Here is a 20392-nt window from a genome sequence, read left to right on the forward strand (position 1 = left end):
TAATATGACAACTATTCTTCATGAGTATTATGTAGGTCCAGCTAAAATAAGAATATTACGTGATGATAATGGAATTTGTAAATACATTGTTGAAGAACCACAACTAACAGAATACGAAGAAGAAATAAAGAATTCCATATTATCTGAAATTATGTATACAAATTTAAAAAACATAGAAGATTTTGTAATTAGTAAGTTAAAAGATAAAGGATTTAAAGATGATGTAATTGAAAAAATTCTTTATCATGTTAAAAAAAGCATGTTATATGATAATATAACTCCATTAATGTTAGACCAAGAAATTGAAGAAATTGAATGTAGAGGTTTTGGTTATCCTATAACTGTCATTCACAGATCTTTTTCGGAATGTATTAGACTTTTCACGAATATAATTCCAAAAAACGAGGATGATATTATAAAAATTGTTGAGAAAATGGCAAATAAGGCCAATAAAAGTATTAATATAGCTAAACCTTATGTTGAGTTTTCACTCCCAGAAGGACATAGAGTAGCTGCTACTTTAGGCAGTGAAATATCATTACCTGGTTCTACATTCGATATACGTAAGTTTCCGTCTAAACCTCTCAGTATTATCCAGATGATCACTAATGGTATGTTAAATGAGCTAATAGCATCTTATTTATGGTTCATAATGGAATATAAACCATTTATAATGATCTTGGGACCTACTGGTTCTGGTAAGACTTCTCTCTTAACAGCTATTCTTAATTTAATTAATCCAAGCTATAAGATTTTAACTATTGAAGATACTCCAGAAATAAATATAACCAGTGACAATTGGGTTAGGTTTATAAGTAGATCAACTTTGGCTGGTAACTATGATGTAACTTTAAGTGATTTAGCTAAATTAGCTCTACGATATAGGCCCGATTATTTAGTGGTTGGAGAAGTTAGAGGAAAAGAGATAGAAGCTCTAATTCATGCTGCAGCATCTGGCCATGGTTCTTTAACTACTTTTCATGGTTCAAGACCTATAGACGCTATTACTAGAATAACTGATTTACTATCTTCTGATTTGTCTAAACTTTTTTTGCAAACTATATGGTCCTTCATAATAGTAAGTAGAAGAAAAGAAGGAAACAAAAGTATTCGTAGTATAATCGGAATATATGAGACTTTAATAGATAAAAATAAAATTAAATTTAAAAAAGTAATTGAATGGTCGTTTATAAAAAATGAATTTATTCCTCTAGATATAAATTCTTTATCAAAGAGATCATATAGACTAAAATGGATTAGTAAAGTTTATGGGTTATCCATTGAAGAGATAAGACAAGAAATAGAAAGAAGGATGAATTTCCTTACTACTTTAAAAAACGAGAAAGTTATTGATTTTGTTGATGTTTCTTATAAGATAAGAAAGTTTTATGAAGTAGGTGAGGCTAGTGCTAAGAATGTTGCTCAATAAGCTCAATAAAATTTCTCCATGTAATGTTTTTAATCAGAAAATTAAGGAGTATATTGAATATTATGGCGATGATTATAACAAAATCTGTAGTAAGTATCATTATCTATTAAAAATATTTATTTTATTACTAATAGCAATAACTATACTAGGAATGTTTTTATTAAGATTCTTAATATTTCTTGATATACCAATTGGATTAATAGCATATACTTATCCTTTGGTTTATACTTGGTCTAGAAGAGAAGAATATAAAAAAACTGTAAACTTAGAAGCCCCTTTTATCACTATAATAGTCTATATTAATTCAATTGTAGATAAAAGTTTATTATATACTTTTAAGGAGCTATCAGAAGTTAAAGAGTTAAAAATACCCAGAATTGAGTACACGTTTCTTAATAAAATGATAGAATATATGGGGTTTTCATACATTAAGGCGTTAGAAAAGAGGGCTAATTTGCACCGCGGAGATTTGTTAGGGAAATTATATGACAATTATCTTGCTGCTTTAAATCTAGGTATAACTATTAAGGATCGATTAAGGGATGTACTAAAAGATGTAATGTATGAGTTAAAAGAATCATATAAGACCTATATTGATAAATCCGCCGAAATAGCAGAAATTCAGTTTGCTTTACTGTTATTGCTTCCTATTGTATTGCTCGGATTCGCATTTACTTTTAAAACATCGATTACCGAACTTCTTCTTCCTTTACTCTTTATTCCCCCACTAATTTTTGTAATTTCGACCATTCAACCGGGAGTTGATTATAATATTAAACATAATAAGTATATTTATTCGCTTATAATAATTCCGATAGCTATATTTATTCCTGTACAAATAGCATTTAGATTGATAATAATTTTCTCAGTAATCTTATTTGTAAGTTTCTTCATATATCAACAAATACAATTAGCTAATGAATTAGAGAAATCATTGCCATTATTACTTAAGGAAATAGCAGAGTATCTAAGACTGGGATATACTGTACAGAACGCAATACCTAGAATAAAAATTAACTCATCTAAAGTAAATAAAGTTTTAAGTGAGATCTTAAGACAATCCAATGAGATCTCAACACCATCAAAACTATTTAATATGAGTATGAAAGTTTTATTTATTATATCAAAATCTGGTTCCTCTTCGGTAGCTTTAGAGGAATTAGCTAATGCAATCAATGAAATAGTATATGCTAAACAATCTCTAATCAGACAACTTAGACTGTATGATGCTATGATAATATTAACTCCAATAATGTTATGGTTAGCATTTGGTACTTTAAATAAGATAGTAAGTAGTACACTTCCAGCAATAGATATAATAGCAGCTTATAGTGTTGGTTCAGTAATTTTATTCTCTAAATTATCTAGATTCACATTATTATATTTCCCAGCAATTTTACTTCTTGTAGTAGTCTTACTAATACTTTCGTTTTTGCCACCCGTCTTTTAATAGCCTATAGTTATATGGGGAACAATATGAGAAGAACTAAAGGGATTTCATCAATATTAGGAACTGTAATAGTATTAGCAATAACTATAGCTTTAGGGGCATTGTTATATGCATATGCAAACGGAATGTTTAGTAATCTAACTCAAAATGTTAATGTTGGTGCTCAGGCTCAAATTATTGTAAATCCTTCCACTGGCGAATCCTATCTTCAATTTTCCTTAACAAATAATGGCAACATACAAGTTATTATATATAATATAACAGTAAGAGGAGCCAGCAATACTGGTTCTTTAGGCTATACAAGTAATAATGTATCTATAGAATTAAATCCTGGTCAATCCTATCAAGACATAATGCCAATAACTAGTTCTAGCTTATCCGTACAACCAGGCAATTATTATACCGTAATATTTCTTGGTAAAACCTCAACTGGCAAACCATTCTCAATAGTTCTCAATGTGCTTGCTAGTGAGACAGAGTGATTTAAAATGAAAGGTATTTCGTCAATTTTTTCTTCACTAATTGTTACTATGATAACCATAAGTTTAGCAGTACCATTATTCTTCTATTTTAATGGATTATATGATAATAATAATGGGATCATAAGCCAAAATTTTAATAAACTAAATAATGCTACACTTACTCAATTATCTATAATAAATCTAGGAAATAGTACAGCTCAAATATATTTTTATAACTATGGAAAAAGTCAGATTAGTATTAGTTTACTAATTATAAATAACAAAGAATATCATATAAATATAGTTATAAAACCAAATGAAATTATACCATTAAGTAAAATAATTGGTGCTAATTTAATTCTGACAAATTCTACTTTAATAATAGAAATGAATGGTAATTATTATTACTATAATATTAGATAAGGTTTATATCTTTTTTTACATTAATCTCAATTTCTAGCCCTTTTTCTAAAGCGTTAAGTATCTCGTTTCCTTTTTCTGTAAGTTTATATACTTTATGTGATCCCTTTGAGTAGATAGTCTCTATGAGTTTTAAATCTTCTAGCACATGAAACAATGCTAATACTTCATATCGTGGTAATCCAGTATAAACTACAACTTCACCAGGATTAACGTGTCCTTTCTTAATTGCTTCTAACACTAATTTTATCTCATACATTAATTATCACATTTATTTCAAACCTTTTTAAGGTAAATAGCAAATATATCTAGTGTGTAACCCAAAAGAACTTTTAAATAAATTATCTAATGTTTATTCTATAGACCCAAAGGATTTTGTAGCATACTATGTGTGTAAAAACACAAGTGATGTGTTTAAAACATTTGTTGCTACAATTCTCTCACAGAATTCTACTGATAAAGCAACATATGTTGCATATAATAATCTTGAAAATAAAATTGGAGTTACGGTTGATAAGATTTTAAGCATAAGTGAAGATGAACTTAAGGAAGTTATTAAGATTGTAGGTCTTTCCAATTCAAAAGCAAGGTATATAAAGAATATAGCATTATTTTTCAAAAGAAATAAAATAGATGAGCTTACAAGACTTCCTTGCGACAAATTAAGGGAATTATTTCTTACTGTAGACGGAATTGGTGAAAAAACCGCTGATGTTGTTCTGGTAAATTGTTTTAAATGTAAGTTTTTCCCAGTGGATACACATATAAAAAGAGTTATGAGCCGTCTAGGTATTTTAGGGTCAAAACCACAATATAAAGAAATTGCTGATTTCTTTATATCGTCACTTAATGAAGATGAATTGCTAGAATTACATCAGTTGCTAATACTTCACGGAAGAAAAACTTGCACTGCAAAAAAACCTTTATGCGATAAATGTGTAATAAATTATTGCTGTGAATATTTCTCTCGAATGGGTAAGCACTAAGGATTTATTACCTCATGAAGATATCATACCCTCTATAGTAGAAGAAAATGTCTTAAATATAAAGAAAAAACAAAAAATTGTTCCTATAATAGTAGATACCAATACTAATCTTATATTAGACGGTCATCATAGGTATTATGCTTTTATAAAATTAGGAATAAGGAAAATTCCTGTATACTATGTAGATTATAGGAGTAGTAATATAATTGTAAATACATGGTATAGGTTAATTTACCCTCCACTGCTGTTATCATTAAATGTAAATGGAGAGTATTGTGTAACAGATAAAGGAACTAAAATTTTGTGCGATAATTCGCTTTATAAACTATACTGGCGACAAAATATGTTAGAGCAAATTCTAATAAAAAATGGTTATAAGATTATAAAAAATTTTAAAGAAGGATTATATATTCCTCCTTTAGAAAAAGAATACGTTATTAGTATTGCTCTAAAAGGATTAAGATTTCCACCAAAATCAACTAGGCACGAGTATAAATTTTATATAGCTAAAGAAGAAATTGGGATTAATGAGTATTAGTTTGTTGCTTCAGTTTTTAATATTTCTTTACCCAGCATTGTTTGTCACATATCAAATGTTTTTGTATAGGATTGCTAATAATACTATTGATTCTAATTACATAGAAGTTAAAAATTACCCCTTCTTATCTATTATAGTTCCTACAAAAGGCGAAAAAATATCTATTATTCAAGGCTTGATAAAAAATATCTCGGAATTAATATGGGATAAAGATAAAATGGAAGTAATTATTGTTTCAGATGATACAGAGGAATATTTTGAAGAAATAAAGAGCAAGCTTATTATTCCAGAAGGTTTAAAAGTATATTTATATAGAAGAGAAAAGAAGCTGGGTTATAAGAGCGGTGCTTTATTATATGGATATGAGAGGTCTAAGGGTGAGTTAATATTAACTATTGATGTAGATTCCAGGTTACAGAAAGATGCACTTGTAAAAGCTTATTCTAGAATGATAACTAATAACTGTGATGCTGTAGCTCTACAATGGGTGGGGTATTCAGAGAATACTTATTCTAAACTAGCTAAGGGCATAATGGCTTCTACTTTTTTTGCTAGTAAAGCTCTCTTTGAAGGTAAAGAGAAGATTCACTTAACTGTTTTCCCAGTGGGTAGTGGTACCTTATTTAGAAGGGATGCACTAGAAAGTGTAGGAGGTTGGGACTATAAAATAATTCAAGATGACCTAGAAATAGGTACAAGATTAATAAACAAAAATAAAAAAATATGCTCCTCTGGTGTTCCAATTTATATTGAAGTACCTGACAATTTCTTTTCTTTCTATATTCAGCAAACAAGATGGGCTATGGGTACTGGAGAAGTTATTAGAAATAGGTTAAGATATATAATAACAGCGAAAGTTGGTATACTAAAAAAGATAGATATGATATTTCATTTATTACAATATACTCCAATTCTCTTTACATTTATAGGGTCAATGATATTAGTAATATTAGCTCCTTTTATTAATTATGACCCTTTAAAAACTCCATTATTTCTATTTTGGGGTATTATATTAAGTTTATATGCATATATAATTTATGAGGTTGCCATAAAATTAGGTTTTAGGAAAAGAGACGCTATATTCTCGTTAGGTAGGGTATCTGGATTTACAGTAGCAATCTCACCATTTATATTCTATTATTTTCTAAAAGGTTTATTAAGCAATAGAAAAACCTATATTATTACACCAAAAGGTGGAAATAAAATAAGCAAGCAATATAGGACGATAATTATTATAGGGCTTCTAGGGATTATATATACTCTTGCTGTTATAATATATTTGTTACACCATAATTATTTTACCTCTTTATGGTTAGCCTACTATTCTTCCGGTTTCTTGTATACTTTATTAACTTTTAACAAGGAATTATGAACAAATCTTTTTAATAGCCTAACTAGTTATCTACATCTGGATGGAAATTAATTATACAAATTACTTAACCGATGATGAAATACTAAGTATGTTAACGTTTCAAGTAGCACGTTGGTTTAAAGAGAAATATAAGACCTTTACTCCTCCTCAGCGTGGTGCTATACCCTTAATAAAGATGAATAAAAATGTCTTGGTATCTAGCCCTACTGGTAGTGGTAAGACGCTTGCAGCATTTCTTGGGATACTAGATACATTAATAGATTTGGGATATAAGAATCAATTAGAAGACAAAATTTATGCTATTTACATATCCCCTTTAAGGGCTCTTAATAATGATATGAAAAGAAATCTATTTGAACCTTTACAAGAACTAAAAGAGAAAAACCCAGATTTACCCGAAATAAGAATTGCTGTAAGGACTAGTGATACTTCTTCCTATGAAAAGCAAAAAATGTTACGAAATCCTCCTCACATTCTGATTACAACTCCAGAATCGTTTGGGATTTCCCTTGTTTCCCCAAAATTTAGAGAGAAACTTAGTGATGCAAAATGGATTATAGTTGATGAGATTCATGAATTGGCTAATAGTAAACGAGGAGCTTATTTGATGGGTATGTTAGAATTATATCAAGCCCTAGTTGCAAAAAATGAGTTAGTAAGAATAGGCTTAAGTGCTACAGTATCTCCTTTAGATGAGGTAGCAAAATTCTTAGTTGGTAAAGACAGAGAATATAATATAGTAGACGCACGATTTGTAAAACCTATAGATATTAGAGTAATTTCGCCAGTGAAAGATTTAGTTCATGCAACAGAAGAAGAAGTAAGTCAAGGAATATATTCATACTTAGTAGAAGAAATAAAAAAACATAAAACAACTTTGATTTTCACTAATACAAGAAGTGCGGCTGAAAGAGTATCGTATAAATTAAGGAAAATTTTTGAGACACAGAAGATTTTCGACAGTGATTTAGTAGCAGCTCATCACAGTAGTCTTAGTAGGGATGTAAGATTAGAAGTAGAGGAAAAGTTAAAAAGGGGAGAATTAAAGGTAGTCGTATCATCTACTAGCCTAGAGTTAGGAATCGATATAGGATATATTGATCTAGTCATTCTTCTTAGTAGCCCAAAAAGTGTAAGTAGATTGTTACAAAGAATTGGAAGAGCTGGACATAATATAAGGAATATAAGTAAAGGTAGAATTGTCGTTGTAGATAGAGATGATTTAGTAGAATGTACTGTTTTAGCTAAGTTAGCTAGGGACAGAAAGATAGATAACATTCACATCCCAATGAAGCCTTTAGATGTTTTGTCTCAACTTATAGTAGCTGCTTCTTTAATTACTCCAGTTAATAAAGAAGAATTATTTAAAATTATAACTAGAGCTTATAATTATCATAACTTAGATTATAAAGAATTTGATTCTGTTTTGTCATATTTACAAGGTAGTTATGAGCTAGAAGCTAAAAATGTGTACTCTAAGATTAGAGTTGAAAATAGCATAATTAAGCCTAAAAGAGGATCTAGAATGATATTCTTTTTAAATAGTGGTACTATTCCTGACGAAGCTAATATAGCAGTAAAGACAGAAGATGGAAAATATGTAGGCAATTTGGAAGAGGACTTTGCTGAAATTCTAATTCCAGGTGACATATTTGTATTATCGGGGAAAACTTATGAGTTTATTAGAAGTGAAGGTAATCTAGCAATTGTTAGAAGTGCTGAAGGTCAAAGGCCAACAGTTCCAAGTTGGTTTTCAGAAATGCTTCCTTTAGCTTACGATTCTGCATTAGAGGTTGGAAAGTTTAGGGGCTTTGTGGCTAATTTAATTGAAAAAGGTATTGATGAGAAAAAAGCTATTGAGATTATATCAAAGGAATACGAAATTAGCAAACATGCAGCTTGGTCTATATATGAATATGTATTAGAAGAGTACTTATTTACAAATGGTATTGTTCCTACTGATAAATTAATTTTAATAGAAATTTATGATGATGAAGAGAATAGGAGAAATTTTATATTTCATGCTCTGTATGGTAGAAGAGCTCTTGATGCATTATCTAGGGCAGTAGCTTTCGTAGTTAGTGAAGAATTAAATTTGGATGTGAGAGTATCTATTACTGATAATGGTTTTATTATAACTATACCTAAAATTATAGATTATGATATTAAGGATGTATTATATAAGTTAGACCCTAATGAACTGTATGAGATACTATCTAAGGTTATATTAAGAACAGAAATGATAAAGAAAAGATTCAGGCATTGTGCCGAAAGATCCTTTATGCTCCTAAGACGTTATAAGGGAAAGGAAACTAGTATTGATAGAAGACAACTTAATTCAGAGATTCTATTAAATGTAGTCAAAGAATATGAAGGATTTCCAGTATTGAAAGAAACAATAAGAGAAATATTGGAAGACTATATGGATATAGAAAAAGCCATAGAGATAGTTAAAAAAGTGAGAGAAAGAGAGATAGATGTAAAGGTCATAGGTCCTAACAGAATTCCTAGTCCATTTGCTCATAATATTATCTTGAAAGAGCACTCTGATGTTGTGTTAGCTGAAGAAAAGAGAGATTTACTGAGAAAGTTGCATGATAAGGTTATTGAATTCTTGAGGAATAAGGGAATTAATATCGATCTCAAATATACTGAAATCTAAAATTCTATAGGATTTTACACAATTGTTACTAGCTATAATCCATGGAAAATTCCAGTAAATCATGCCTATTATATCAATGATGCTAGGCTCGCAAGACTCTTTGTGAGTATGTATAATAGCTTTAATTTTTGGTAAATATTTATAAAATTCTTCTGTGTTAATTTCAAATCTATTTTCATTTTTAGATACATTTTCAATATAAATAATTGTATTATCTTGTAGAAGAATTCCAATTTTCTCTTTTCTCAAGGAGTTATCAACTCCTCTAAACCCGCTATTGTCTTAAGTATATCTGTTCTTGTAACTATTCCTATAACTTTTTGATCTTGATTATATACTAGCAGTCTACCTACATTATATATTAACATTTTCTTTATTGCAGTTAAAATATCATCTTCATCTCTTATACTAATAACATTACTTTTCATATATTCACTCACCTTTGCATCATATTTCCCTTCAAAGAAAGCCTTAATTATATCAGCAGTAGTCAAGATTCCTAATGTTTTTCCTTCATTATCAAGTACCGGTGCTCCTCTGATTCCTTCCTTGTAGAATATTTGGGACGCTTCTTTTAAAGTCATATCAGGTTTTAGGGCTACTAATTTCTTTGAGATCAAACTTTTTATCTGAACTTTGGGTATACTAATCATTCTGGTTACATCTGCGATTAACTCTTTTCTTGTATCGTCAATATGTATAACAACTCCTTCTATTACGAGTCTAGTGTAGGGAATAGGACCAATCTTTATAGAATCTCCTACTTTTAATTTTCTCAAATCACCATTTACTCTTAAAAGTACTTTATTACCAGAAGGATTTGTAATATCAAGAAGTTCAATATTACTAATTTTTATATCTGTTTCTAGCCCATCCTTATATAAACTTATTTGATCAAATACCGGTGTAATAATTGGATTTTTAATAGACTCGTAGGCTTTTAAGGTAGGAACATAACCACCATTAGGACCCGGTTTAGATTCTATTAAGCCTAAGACTTTAAGGCTAAGAATTATGTTTCTAACTGTTCCCTCATCCTTTCCAATAACGTCAGCAACTTCTTTGCTTTTTATCATTCTTTTATACCTGTTATATAGGTCTACTAATGCTAGAAGTATTTCCCTCTGAGTAGATGATAGATTCTGCATCAATAATTATAATACAAGTTTAGGTTTAAAAATAATTCCCTAAGAAAATATTCTTTTTAGAATTTTTTGATTAATGTTAAATACTTCTGAAGCTATCAAACTAATATATTCTTGCCTTGGTAAAGGATATTTTATTCCAATATTTATAGCTATTACTTTTTTCATAACTTCTAACGACATTTTATCTCTTATACTTTTTTCTGCAATTCCTTCAGCTATCTTAAACGCTGTATAAAATCTTGAGAAGCTAACTGCAGTATGTTTTAAGTCATCTAAAGCTGTGTTATTTAGATTCCTTATTGCATTAAACAAGATTTCCTCTGGCTTAAACGAAAACACGGTTTCAATAAATGCTAGCCTTAGAGATTTTGCAACATTACCTTTATCTCTATCAAGTTTTTCATAAGCGTCTAAAGGTTTATTTTCTAGTATAAGTTTTAGGGCATCATCATAGTTTATTTCAAAACTAAAGAGTCTATTAAAAACGTCTCTATAATCATCAAATAGTCCTAATCCGTCCTTTCCTACGACATATAGGCTAATTAATTCTTTCTCATATAGATCTTCTGCCTTAAAACCTCTTATAGGTTTTATACCTTTTTCCTCATAAGACTCTTTAAGTAGCTCGATAACATCTCCCCTAGCTAGATTTTCATCTTGTAATATTTTGCTCCAAAGATCGGTAAGTACTTTGACGCGCTCTTTGTAAATCTCTTTAACCATACCGTTTTTATTAGCACTCCTCCTTAAAAAAGTATTAAAATTAATCATAATAACATGAGCACAACAGAAGAGACGCTTAAACCTAATATTGTCCTTATATCGGCTTCAGATTTAGAAAATGAAATAAAGCAATTAGAGGATAAAATTAAACAAATTAATGATAATAATAATATAGAGTTTGAAAAAATAAAATCAGAACTAGATAAACTACATACAATAACAAGCTGGTTAAATATAGCAAAATCACAAGGTATATGGAAATCAAAGACTTGTAGATACGTAAATAATGACTCATGCTCTGCTTGGAGTATAAGCGAGCCCGAAAAATTAGGTATTCCACAAGATGCCATATTTGTTACTGAAAATGGTTCCAAAAAAGTTGTAGTAGCAAAGTTCCCGGAATTATGCATAACATGTCCTTTATACGAGCCTAAAAAGATCTAATTATGATGTTTTTAATTTTTTCACTATTAAAATAATTATTTTTTATGAATTCCTCAAGACTTTCCACTATATCTTCGATTATTATCTCGTATATTCTTTCTTTTTCCTCCTCATCAGCTATTTCTATTGCTCTCTCTATAGTTTCATCACTTGGATGCGTTAATCCATTTAAAAATTTGGTTATAGCAGAGGGCGATATGCCTAACTCTTCTGCCAACTCTTTTTTACTTCTCTTTTCTAGTAAAAGACTTATTATTCTCTCTCTAGCATCCTTACTAAGATTATGTATAATTCTCATATCTATTCCTTTTTCCTTAAATTTAATAATAGCTTACCATAATTAGTATTGAATGAATGCAATAGTATTTGATTTAGGTATTACAATGAAAGATATCGTTGAAAAGCCTATTAAAAATGATTTCTTACTAGTATCTCCCATAAAGGTATTAATATCTGGAATAGAAAACTCAATTTATACTGGGTTACTTTGGATACATCCTGGAACAATATTAGGAAGCACTGGGATTGTAAAAATTGATGCCGTGGGTTTGGATGTTGATACTCAATTAGAAGGAAAACATGCTATTGTTTTACCTTATTCAAAAAAATACGGTGGAATTGGGACAGAAATAGATGGTATATTAGTTGAGAAAGCCGTCATTCCAGATGATTCAATAGTGCCTCTTCCGTCAGATTATATAGAAAAATTCATTTTATACCCTTTTGTTAGTATTGGATTACAGTTAAGGAAAATAGCGAGAGGCGAAAATGTTCTCATTATAGGTGATGGATTAACGGGGTTAATTTCTGCACAGATGCTTGTAGGTTATGCAAATAAAATTAGTATGTTTAGGGACGATGCTTATAAAGTAAAGATTTATGGGGTTGAAGAAGTCAAAGAAATCGACAACACAAAATGGGAAGTGATATTAATTACAACTATGAGGAGTTGGCCAAGAGCTGTATTAAGATCTTTACCTATTGACGCTGTAGTTATAATGCCTAAGTTCATGAATACTTGGCCTGCTTTAAGTCCTAACAACATAAAATTAATAGAACCTACAAAAACTAATGGAGTTTTCGAATATATAGAAAGTGAAATTAGTGATAAATTATTTAATGAGCTTATTGGGGTATCTGACGATCTATTCTCTTCAATTCCTACGTCAAAACCCGGGATTATAATTAATATCGAAAAATTATTTAAGAAAATCTAATATAGTATTTCCTAGGATTTTAATACCTTCTTCTAGTTCTTGCTTAGTAGGATAGCTGAAGTTTAATCTCATAGTATTTCTCCCAGAATAATCATGGTAGAAACTAGATCCAGGAACATAGGCTACTCCTCTTCTCATGCTTTCCTCTAACATCTTTACTGTATCTATTTTTTCTGGTAACCAGGCAAAAACAAACATTCCTCCAACTGGTCTGCTCCACGTAGCTTCTTTCGGGAAGTATTTCTCTATTGCTGCTAGCATTACATCTCTTTTTTCTCTATATACTCTTCTAATCAATGGTAACTGATTTTGTATAACTCCTCTCTTTATTGCCTCCATTGCTATCATTTGAGTAAGTGTAGGAGTATGCAAATCTATATTCTGCTTGTATAACTCCATTTCTCTAATAAACTCTTCTTGTGCTATAACCCATCCTAATCTTAAACCTGGAGCTAAAATTTTACTGAATGTAGATGTATATATTACTCTTCCTTCTTTATCTAAACTTATAAGTGGTGGTGGTGCTTCTCCGTCAAAAACTAAAAAGCCATAAGCATCATCTTCTATAAGTAAAAAGTCGTATTTTTGAGCTATTTCAAGAAGTCTTTTCCTATCATCTAAACTCATTGTTGTTCCTCCAGGGTTTTGAGCTGTAGGTATAACATACATTAGCTTCGGTTTTTTGCCATTACTTATGCTCTCTTTTACTTTTCTCTCTAATTCATCAAGGTCTGGACCATTTTGTGTAAGATGGACGCCAATGAAATTGGGTTTTCTTGCTCTAAGAATATTAAGTGCAGCAAGATATGTGGGCATTTCCACGATTACAGTATCTCCTGGATCTACTAGGAGATTAAATATCATAAATAAGGCTTCTTGGCTTCCTACAGTTACGAATGTATTATTTTCATTTATACCGCTTATTCCTCTGTATCTTGATAGGTTAACAAGCTCTTTTTTGAACTCAGTTATCCCAGACGTTGTTGAATATTGTAGGGCTCTATCAGATTTTTCTCTGAGTACATCGTCAGTTATTTTTCTAATCTCTTCAACGGGAAAAGTAGTAGGATCTGGTAAACCGCCAGCTAAACTAATAACTTTTTTTCCTTCAGTCAGTTTTAATAAATCTCTAATTTCTGACGACCTTAAATTTGATACGTCTTTTGAAAGAAATCTTTCGAACATGCTTTCACAACCCTATATATACTTAAAAGTTTTTATCTATTATTGTGGAGATTTGGTACGCTGAGATAATAAACATTGGAAATGAGATTCTTACTGGAAGAACAATTAATACTAATGCTTCTCACATAGCAAGGAGATTAACGTCATTAGGATATACCGTAAGAAGAATAACGGTAGTTAGAGATGAAATTGAGGAAATAGTTTCCGCTTTCAGAGAAGCTATTAATAGAAGACCCAGAATTATTATATCTACTGGTGGTTTAGGTCCCACTTATGATGATAAAACTAATGAAGGTTTAGCTAAGGCATTAAATATAGAGTTAGAATTAAATGAAATTGCTTACAAAATGTTATTAGAAAAATATTCCAAACTTAACATAGAAATAACTGAAGAAAGAAAGAAAATGGCAATAATGCCTAAAGGTTCAATCCCAGTAGAAAATAATGCTGGTGTAGCTCCAGGAATACTTATTGTCTATCAAGGTATAACTATTTTAGCTACACCTGGAGTACCTAAAGAAATGGAAGATGTGCTGGAGAATTTCATTAAAAAATATTTGAAAGATAGACCTAGTGTTAAGTATCTAGAAACGAGTTTTCTTTTAGAAGGTGTAATGGAGTCGACTATTGCTCCATATGTGAAACAGCTTGTTAAGAAATATGATTTATATATAAAAACTCATCCTAAGGGACAAGAACTATCAAAGCCAATTCTTGAAATTCAAATAGCCGGCAGTTCAGAAAATGAAGCAGAAATAAAAGAAAGAATTCAAAAAGCATTAGAGGAATTAAAAGAAATAGGGGTTAAACTAGGTGGAACAATTATACAAAGTTAACTATAGCTTCTATTAAACCTTTTGGTTCCTCTAGATTTAAGAAGTGTCCGTAACCCTTAAATGTTTGTACAGTCAAGTTGCGTATGTTCTGCTGGAAAACAGTAACGTTTGCAGATAATTTATCTTCATCGCCATAAATTAGCAATACATTACTATCTATTTTTTGTAATTCCTTTAAGTAATCTTTTGCTGAAAGTAAACCTTCTACAGCATATTTATAGCCTAAAGGTGTGTTTTCATTATAAATATTAATAAAGTCTTTCCATAAAGTCGGATTATTTATTAAAGAGTTTGAGAGTTCTCCCTGACTTCTACGATATTCTGCTAATGCTACCATTCCTAAATTCATGGCTATTGAAACATATTTCTGATAAGGTTCAGGGTTAGGTGCTTTATATAAAGCTCCTATTAAAATAAGTTTCTTAACATAATTATTTAAAGCGTAATCTATTGCTATTAGAGAACCTATAGAATGTCCAACAATTATTGGATCTTCTATTCCAAGTTCTTCTATTAGCTCCTTTAAATCTTCTGAATGTTCTTCTATTTTGTATGGACCTGGAGGAATTGAGGATCTACCATGTCCTCTTAAATCGTATACAAGGACCCTAAATTTTTCGGATAATATTGGCGTAATATACTTCCAACTGTTAATGCTTCCTGCAAGATGATGAATTAGAATAATAGTTTTATTTTCATATTTTCCTCTATCTTCATAAAAAATTCTAATTCCATTTGAAAGATAAGCGAACATTAAAGTATGTCTTTTATTTCATCTAAATAAATTTCACTCATAACAATTGGGTATTCAATATCTATTTTTTCCAGTATATTTGGGTTAATTTCACCAATAATTCCTATCTTTTTGTTATTTGCATAAATAGACGCAGTCCTTCCCTCTATAAAGAGGGGATTAGTATCTCTTTTATATATAGGATTTATTCCAAGACTATTTAGGATTTCATGAAGCGGAGCTTGCAGTTCCTCAAAACTCACTCTACTATTCATAATGGCGTATGCGGCATTTAATTTATTTGAATAGCCAGTTTCAGTGTTCTCGTTTCTAATTACAACGTCTCCTATTTCGAAGACTCTAATAGGCATTCTAGCGTGTTGATTTTTGCTTAAGAATATTAATATACTTGGTAAAAGTGAGTTTCTTACTGAATTATAGTCAACTGTAATTGGGTTAAGTATTTTAACAAAATCTCCAAGAAGAAGGGATTCACTAATCAAAGTAAATGTAAATATCTCTGTAAATCCTCCTCCAACGCTTAAGTCCCTTAATACTCGTATTAACTTAGTTCTATCAGACAAGGAACCTATTTTTTCTATTTTATATGGTGTTGGTGACAAATTGTTGTATCCATATGTAATTGCAACTTCTTCTGTAATATCTATTTGAGACAAGATATCATTTCTATACGGGGGAATTATAACTTCTATTTCTTTTCCTAGATCGTTAACATCAAACCGAGCCATTTTTAAATATTCTATTATTTCATTCTTATTCAGATTTGTTCCAAGAATTTTATTTATATATTCTGCTGTAATCTTTATAGATTTATGTTGAAGCAATGGAGAGTTATCCACATATGGTGAAATTACTTTTATTCTACCAATTTTTCCGCCCATTTCCGCAAGATTAGTAACTATAACATCTAGTGTGAATATAACTGTATCAAGTGAAGTTCCAGTAACATCTATGAAAAGGCTTTGCGTTTTACTGTTAATCCTAGTTTTTTCTGAATTTATAACTGGTGGTAAACTTAAAATTTGCCCATCATCTTGCATTATTGCTGGCATCTTTCCATCTAAAAGTGAAATATTTCCATATTCTTTTCCCTGAGGTGTTGATTCAAGGATCTCTCTTACGCTCATTTCTTTATCTGAGTTTAATGGAATGAATTTATAATCTAAATTAACAGTTGTGTAGATAATATGTTTAGAATCTATTTTCTTTAAATCATGTAATCCTATAGCAATTTTTTTCCTTTTTCTCCCAACAGTTATATGAAGTTTCTCTTGAAATTGAATAAGTTCCTTTAATAACTCATCATCAAACTTAATATCTTCAACAACAGCTGCTAGAGCATAAGGCCTACTTGGTACTTCTTTAATCTCAAATACGTAATCAGTATCTTTGACGCTATATCTTGGTTCTCCTAACTCTTTCTTAAGAAGCCCCTTTATTGATCTAATAATTCCATAAACAAATAGTAAATCTGGTCTATCATTGTTTATTTCTATCTCTATATGATCTTGGTCTATTGGTTTCATTTCAGACTTTAGATTAAATAATAAATCCTCTAATTGGGTTTCACTAATTTTTAACTCATTTAATAGACGCCACTTGTATATATTAATTGTCGGCATTTATCTCAACCTTTCTATTTCTTAGGTATTCAATATCTGTAGCGTATAATAATCTTATATCTTTAAGACCAAGAAGTAACATAGCTAATCTATCTATTCCTAATCCCCATGCACCAGCAGATGAGCTAATTTCAACTGCTTCTAGGATTTCTGGTCTTAACAAACCTGCCCCAGCCATCTCAACCCATCCTAATCCCTCTATTTTTCCGTAAACTTCCACGCTTGGTTCAGTGAATGGAAAATAGGCTGGTTTAAATCTTATTTCTTTAATTCCGATACCGTTGAATATTTCCTTAAGAGTACCTAATAAATCTCTAAAAGTGAAATTATCTTCTATTACTAAACCATCTAGTTGATGAAATTCAATTAAGTGTGTAGCATCTATCGAATCTGGTCTGAAGACTTTACCTATCGTGAAAACTCTTATTGGTGGTTTAGGTCTTGATGCTAAAACTCTTGCAGTAGTTGCTGTAGTTTGACTTCTTAACATAAGTCTCATTGAAATATTGACATCCCAATTATACTTCCATCCTCTCTCATGGATTTGTTTAACTCTCTGTATTAATTTCTCGTCGGTTAATTTACCTTTACCACTTATTGCAAAACTATCATGAATTTCTCTAGCAGGGTGGTCTTGAGCTTGAAATAGAAGATCAAAGTTATAAAATTCTATCTCTACATAATCACTGTATACTTCTTTAAATCCTAAGTCTCTCATTAAATCTCTTAATCTCTCTAGGAATTCTTTAAAGAAATGTTTTTTCCCTATAGGGTAAAAAGGAGGATAAGCTTCTACGTTATATTCCCTTAAAGCATATTTTTTCCATTCCCCGCTAGCTAAAAGCTCTGGAGTTAAAAATATTAATGCCGGTTTGATTTCTAAGGGTTCTCTTATAAGTCTTATATTCAATATTTTTTCCTCTTTTTTTATGAGTAGTTTTCTATTTAATAATTGCTGCAAAATATCTTTGTTTGCTTTTTCTGGATTTATTAATGCTTCTTTTTCTTCCTTTGCCTCATAGTCTTTAACAAGTGGTATGACTGTGTCTCCATCTATTTTTACAAGCCCTTTTCTTTTAGCCCATCCAATAGAAATTTCAAAATCTCTTCCTAGTTTATCCTTTAATTCATGTATTTTTTTCTCTTTTCCATCTAATAATTTAACTAGTTTTTCCTCTGGAAAACCCTCCTTTAATCTTCTTTTTCCTTCATCAGTAAGCTCATATTTTATAACTTTTTTTTCCTCAACTTCTATGTATCCTTTTTCTTTTAGTAACTGTGAAATACTGAAAACGCTTTCTATGGGTATGTTAAGTTGTTTGCTTATATCCTCAGCTGAAGCTTCCCTTTTCTTACTTAAATACTCTAGAATTTTAATTTCGTTTTCACTTAACATCTATAACTCCACACTCTGCCCTGGCTGAAGTACTAAAGCTTTATATCCTCTTTTTGAAACTTCTTTTACAAAATCATTAGGATCTACTTTTATTAGATCCCATGTATTATAATGAATAGGAATAGCGTACTTCTTTGGTTTAAGCATTTCGACAGCAATCGCAGCTTGATAAGGATCCATAGTAAAGCGCCCTCCTATTGGTAAAAGAACGTAATCTGGTTTAAAGATCTCTCCAATAAGTTTCATATCCTCGAATAATCCAGTATCTCCAGCATGATAAATTGTAACTCCTTCTCCGCTTACAATAGCCCCAGTAGGATCACTATGTTCGCTCGAGTGAACAGCCTTAGTTAATGCTAACTTTATGCCATCAAAATCTATGTAACCTCCTACATTTGCCGGGATCATTCTTTCCCAAGGTATATTAAATTGAGTAGCAAGATAATTTTCTAAATCGTAAGTTGCAAATAGATAAGCCTTAGGATTTATTTTCATTAATTCAACAGTATCTCCTAAATGGTCATAATGGTCATGAGTTACTATTATTAAGTTTAAATTATTTTCAAAATAATTTAATTTTACTGGTGATACTGGATTATCTTTTATCATTGGGTCTATTACAATATGCTTACCGCCTAGATTTAATTCAACTGCTGCGTGACCTAGCCATCTTAATTGTGGCATATACAAAGTTATTTTAAAGGAAAAAATTAAAGTTTCTATTCCTTTGTTACAGTGTGGAAGAATCAGATTTAGAATTATTAAGAAAAGCAGGCAAGATAGCTGCAAAGGCTAGGGATTATGGTGCTAAGCTGATAAAACCTGGAGCTAAAGTTTATGATATTTGTGAAACAGTAGAAAAGATAATAATAGAAGAGGGAGCTAAACCAGCGTTTCCTTGCAATCTGTCTATAAATTCTGAAGCAGCTCATTATAGCCCATTAATAGATGATGAAAAAACTATTCCAGAAGGTGCGGTAGTAAAATTAGATATAGGTGCTCATATTGATGGTTATATTACCGATACGGCAGTTACAGTAGTATTAGACGATAAATACCAAAAACTTGCTGAAGCAGCAAAAGATGCACTCAACGCTGCTATAGCTAACTTTAAACCCGGTACTGATTTAGGAGAGATTGGAAAAAACATAGAAAAAATAATAAAGATCCATGGTTTCAAACCTATAAGGAATTTAGGAGGCCATTTGATAAGACGATATGAACTTCATGCTGGAGTGTTTGTACCAAACATTTATGAAAGAGGCCTTGGAAGAATTATTGAAGGTAATACATATGCTATAGAACCATTTGCAACAAATGGGGAAGGAGAGGTTATTGAAGGTAAAGATATTACTATTTATTCAATTAAAACATTAAATGCTAAAGGACTTACTGATGAAGAAAAAAGATTCCTAGCTCAAATATATAAAAAAGCAAATATGCTACCATTCAATGAAAGATGGTTAAGAGATCTAGGAGAACCTAATTACATAAGACAAATGTTAAAAACTTTAGTAAGAAGGGGTGCATTAAGGGCGTATCCAATTTTAATAGAAGTAAGAAAAGGATTAGTTTCTCAGTTTGAGCACACGGTACTAGTTACTAGAGATGGTGCTGAAATTATAACTTAACAAGATTAACATTTTGTTGCAAATGATCTAATCTAAACTCATGGAAACATCTTATTTAATGTTATTACTTTCTGTAGAAACATAACCATTTATAAATAGCTTAATAATAGCACTATGA

The 20392-nt window shown here is 30.5% G+C and carries 21 protein-coding genes; 12 read left to right on the forward strand and 9 right to left on the reverse strand.

Annotation, left to right across the window (positions count from 1 at the left end):
• Nucleotides 1–4: 4 nt before the first annotated feature.
• From STK_RS07840 to upsB, 4 genes are read left to right on the forward strand one after another with little or no spacing between them, the layout of a single operon-like run.
• Nucleotides 5–1429: a type II/IV secretion system ATPase subunit gene (locus STK_RS07840; RefSeq protein WP_010979442.1), complete on the forward strand. Its 1425-nt coding sequence runs from the start codon at nucleotides 5–7 to the stop codon at nucleotides 1427–1429.
• On the forward strand, nucleotides 1416–2879 hold the full coding sequence (upsF, locus tag STK_RS07845) for a membrane pilin protein UpsF (RefSeq protein WP_052846561.1): 1464 nt from the start codon (nucleotides 1416–1418) through the stop codon (nucleotides 2877–2879). Before STK_RS07840 ends, upsF begins: the two co-directional genes overlap by 14 nt.
• A gap of 26 nt (nucleotides 2880–2905) precedes the next feature.
• Nucleotides 2906–3361 (forward strand): pilin subunit UpsA, encoded by a 456-nt coding sequence (upsA, locus tag STK_RS07850; protein WP_231113578.1) that lies wholly within the window; start codon nucleotides 2906–2908, stop codon nucleotides 3359–3361.
• Between the two features lie 6 nt (nucleotides 3362–3367).
• A complete protein-coding gene (gene upsB, locus STK_RS07855; protein ID WP_010979445.1) occupies nucleotides 3368–3763 on the forward strand; it encodes a pilin subunit UpsB in 396 nt (131 codons plus the stop codon).
• Here the strand turns inward: upsB and STK_RS07860 are convergent.
• Entirely contained in the window at nucleotides 3756–4019 is a 264-nt protein-coding gene (locus tag STK_RS07860) for a hypothetical protein (protein WP_052846562.1), read from the reverse strand. The two genes, upsB and STK_RS07860, sit on opposite strands and share 8 nt — an antisense overlap.
• Nucleotides 4020–4071: 52 nt before the next feature.
• Between STK_RS07860 and STK_RS07865 the strand changes: the two genes are divergently transcribed.
• From STK_RS07865 to STK_RS07880, 4 genes are read left to right on the forward strand one after another with little or no spacing between them, the layout of a single operon-like run.
• The gene (locus tag STK_RS07865; RefSeq protein WP_010979446.1) at nucleotides 4072–4746 is read left to right on the forward strand and encodes an endonuclease III domain-containing protein; all 675 of its coding nucleotides are present in this window, start codon (nucleotides 4072–4074) and stop codon (nucleotides 4744–4746) included.
• Nucleotides 4715–5284 carry a ParB N-terminal domain-containing protein gene (locus tag STK_RS07870; protein WP_010979447.1) on the forward strand — a complete coding sequence of 190 codons (570 nt, stop codon included), beginning with the start codon at nucleotides 4715–4717 and terminating at the stop codon, nucleotides 5282–5284. The genes STK_RS07865 and STK_RS07870 overlap by 32 nt, the downstream gene beginning before the upstream one ends.
• Nucleotides 5274–6656, forward strand: coding sequence for a glycosyltransferase (locus tag STK_RS07875; RefSeq protein WP_010979448.1), 1383 nt, complete (start codon nucleotides 5274–5276; stop codon nucleotides 6654–6656). The genes STK_RS07870 and STK_RS07875 overlap by 11 nt, the downstream gene beginning before the upstream one ends.
• 46 nt (nucleotides 6657–6702) lie before the next feature.
• The gene (locus STK_RS07880; protein ID WP_198429806.1) at nucleotides 6703–9318 is read left to right on the forward strand and encodes an ATP-dependent helicase; all 2616 of its coding nucleotides are present in this window, start codon (nucleotides 6703–6705) and stop codon (nucleotides 9316–9318) included.
• Between the two features lie 245 nt (nucleotides 9319–9563).
• Here the strand turns inward: STK_RS07880 and STK_RS07885 are convergent, their stop codons facing one another.
• Both STK_RS07885 and STK_RS07890 read right to left on the reverse strand, forming a co-directional pair.
• Entirely contained in the window at nucleotides 9564–10466 is a 903-nt protein-coding gene (locus STK_RS07885) for a CBS domain-containing protein (RefSeq protein ID WP_010979450.1), read from the reverse strand.
• Nucleotides 10467–10505: 39 nt separating this feature from the next.
• Nucleotides 10506–11189 carry a DUF2192 domain-containing protein gene (locus STK_RS07890; protein ID WP_052846962.1) on the reverse strand — a complete coding sequence of 228 codons (684 nt, stop codon included), beginning with the start codon at nucleotides 11187–11189 and terminating at the stop codon, nucleotides 10506–10508.
• A 54-nt stretch (nucleotides 11190–11243) separates the two neighbouring features.
• Between STK_RS07890 and STK_RS07895 the strand changes: the two genes are divergently transcribed.
• A complete protein-coding gene (locus tag STK_RS07895; protein WP_010979453.1) occupies nucleotides 11244–11633 on the forward strand; it encodes a hypothetical protein in 390 nt (129 codons plus the stop codon).
• Here the strand turns inward: STK_RS07895 and STK_RS07900 are convergent.
• Nucleotides 11620–11931, reverse strand: coding sequence for a helix-turn-helix domain-containing protein (locus tag STK_RS07900; protein ID WP_010979454.1), 312 nt, complete (start codon nucleotides 11929–11931; stop codon nucleotides 11620–11622). The two genes, STK_RS07895 and STK_RS07900, sit on opposite strands and share 14 nt — an antisense overlap.
• Nucleotides 11932–11983: 52 nt before the next feature.
• Between STK_RS07900 and STK_RS07905 the strand changes: the two genes are divergently transcribed.
• A complete protein-coding gene (locus STK_RS07905; protein WP_010979455.1) occupies nucleotides 11984–12850 on the forward strand; it encodes an alcohol dehydrogenase in 867 nt (288 codons plus the stop codon).
• Here the strand turns inward: STK_RS07905 and STK_RS07910 are convergent.
• On the reverse strand, nucleotides 12833–14035 hold the full coding sequence (locus STK_RS07910; RefSeq protein WP_010979456.1) for a PLP-dependent aminotransferase family protein: 1203 nt from the start codon (nucleotides 14033–14035) through the stop codon (nucleotides 12833–12835). The genes STK_RS07905 and STK_RS07910 overlap by 18 nt on opposite strands.
• A gap of 44 nt (nucleotides 14036–14079) precedes the next feature.
• Here STK_RS07910 and STK_RS07915 point away from each other — a divergent pair, with 44 nt between their 5' ends.
• On the forward strand, nucleotides 14080–14871 hold the full coding sequence (locus tag STK_RS07915) for a nicotinamide mononucleotide deamidase-related protein (protein WP_010979458.1): 792 nt from the start codon (nucleotides 14080–14082) through the stop codon (nucleotides 14869–14871).
• Here the strand turns inward: STK_RS07915 and STK_RS07920 are convergent.
• Genes STK_RS07920 through STK_RS07935 form a run of 4 tightly spaced genes read right to left on the reverse strand, consistent with a single transcriptional unit; the run spans nucleotide 14858 to nucleotide 19327 of the window.
• Nucleotides 14858–15625 (reverse strand): alpha/beta fold hydrolase, encoded by a 768-nt coding sequence (locus STK_RS07920; RefSeq protein ID WP_010979459.1) that lies wholly within the window; start codon nucleotides 15623–15625, stop codon nucleotides 14858–14860. The two genes, STK_RS07915 and STK_RS07920, sit on opposite strands and share 14 nt — an antisense overlap.
• Nucleotides 15625–17247 (reverse strand): phenylalanine--tRNA ligase subunit beta, encoded by a 1623-nt coding sequence (gene pheT, locus STK_RS07925; protein WP_010979460.1) that lies wholly within the window; start codon nucleotides 17245–17247, stop codon nucleotides 15625–15627. Before pheT ends, STK_RS07920 begins: the two co-directional genes overlap by 1 nt.
• Nucleotides 17234–18643 carry a phenylalanine--tRNA ligase subunit alpha gene (locus tag STK_RS07930; RefSeq protein WP_010979461.1) on the reverse strand — a complete coding sequence of 470 codons (1410 nt, stop codon included), beginning with the start codon at nucleotides 18641–18643 and terminating at the stop codon, nucleotides 17234–17236. The genes pheT and STK_RS07930 overlap by 14 nt, the downstream gene beginning before the upstream one ends.
• Nucleotides 18644–19327: a metal-dependent hydrolase gene (locus STK_RS07935; protein WP_010979463.1), complete on the reverse strand. Its 684-nt coding sequence runs from the start codon at nucleotides 19325–19327 to the stop codon at nucleotides 18644–18646.
• A 53-nt stretch (nucleotides 19328–19380) separates the two neighbouring features.
• Between STK_RS07935 and map the strand changes: the two genes are divergently transcribed.
• Nucleotides 19381–20274, forward strand: coding sequence for a type II methionyl aminopeptidase (map, locus tag STK_RS07940; RefSeq protein WP_010979464.1), 894 nt, complete (start codon nucleotides 19381–19383; stop codon nucleotides 20272–20274).
• Nucleotides 20275–20392: the final 118 nt, after the last annotated feature.

It is taken from the genome of Sulfurisphaera tokodaii str. 7, from assembly GCF_000011205.1.
GTDB lineage: Archaea > Thermoproteota > Thermoprotei_A > Sulfolobales > Sulfolobaceae > Sulfurisphaera > Sulfurisphaera tokodaii.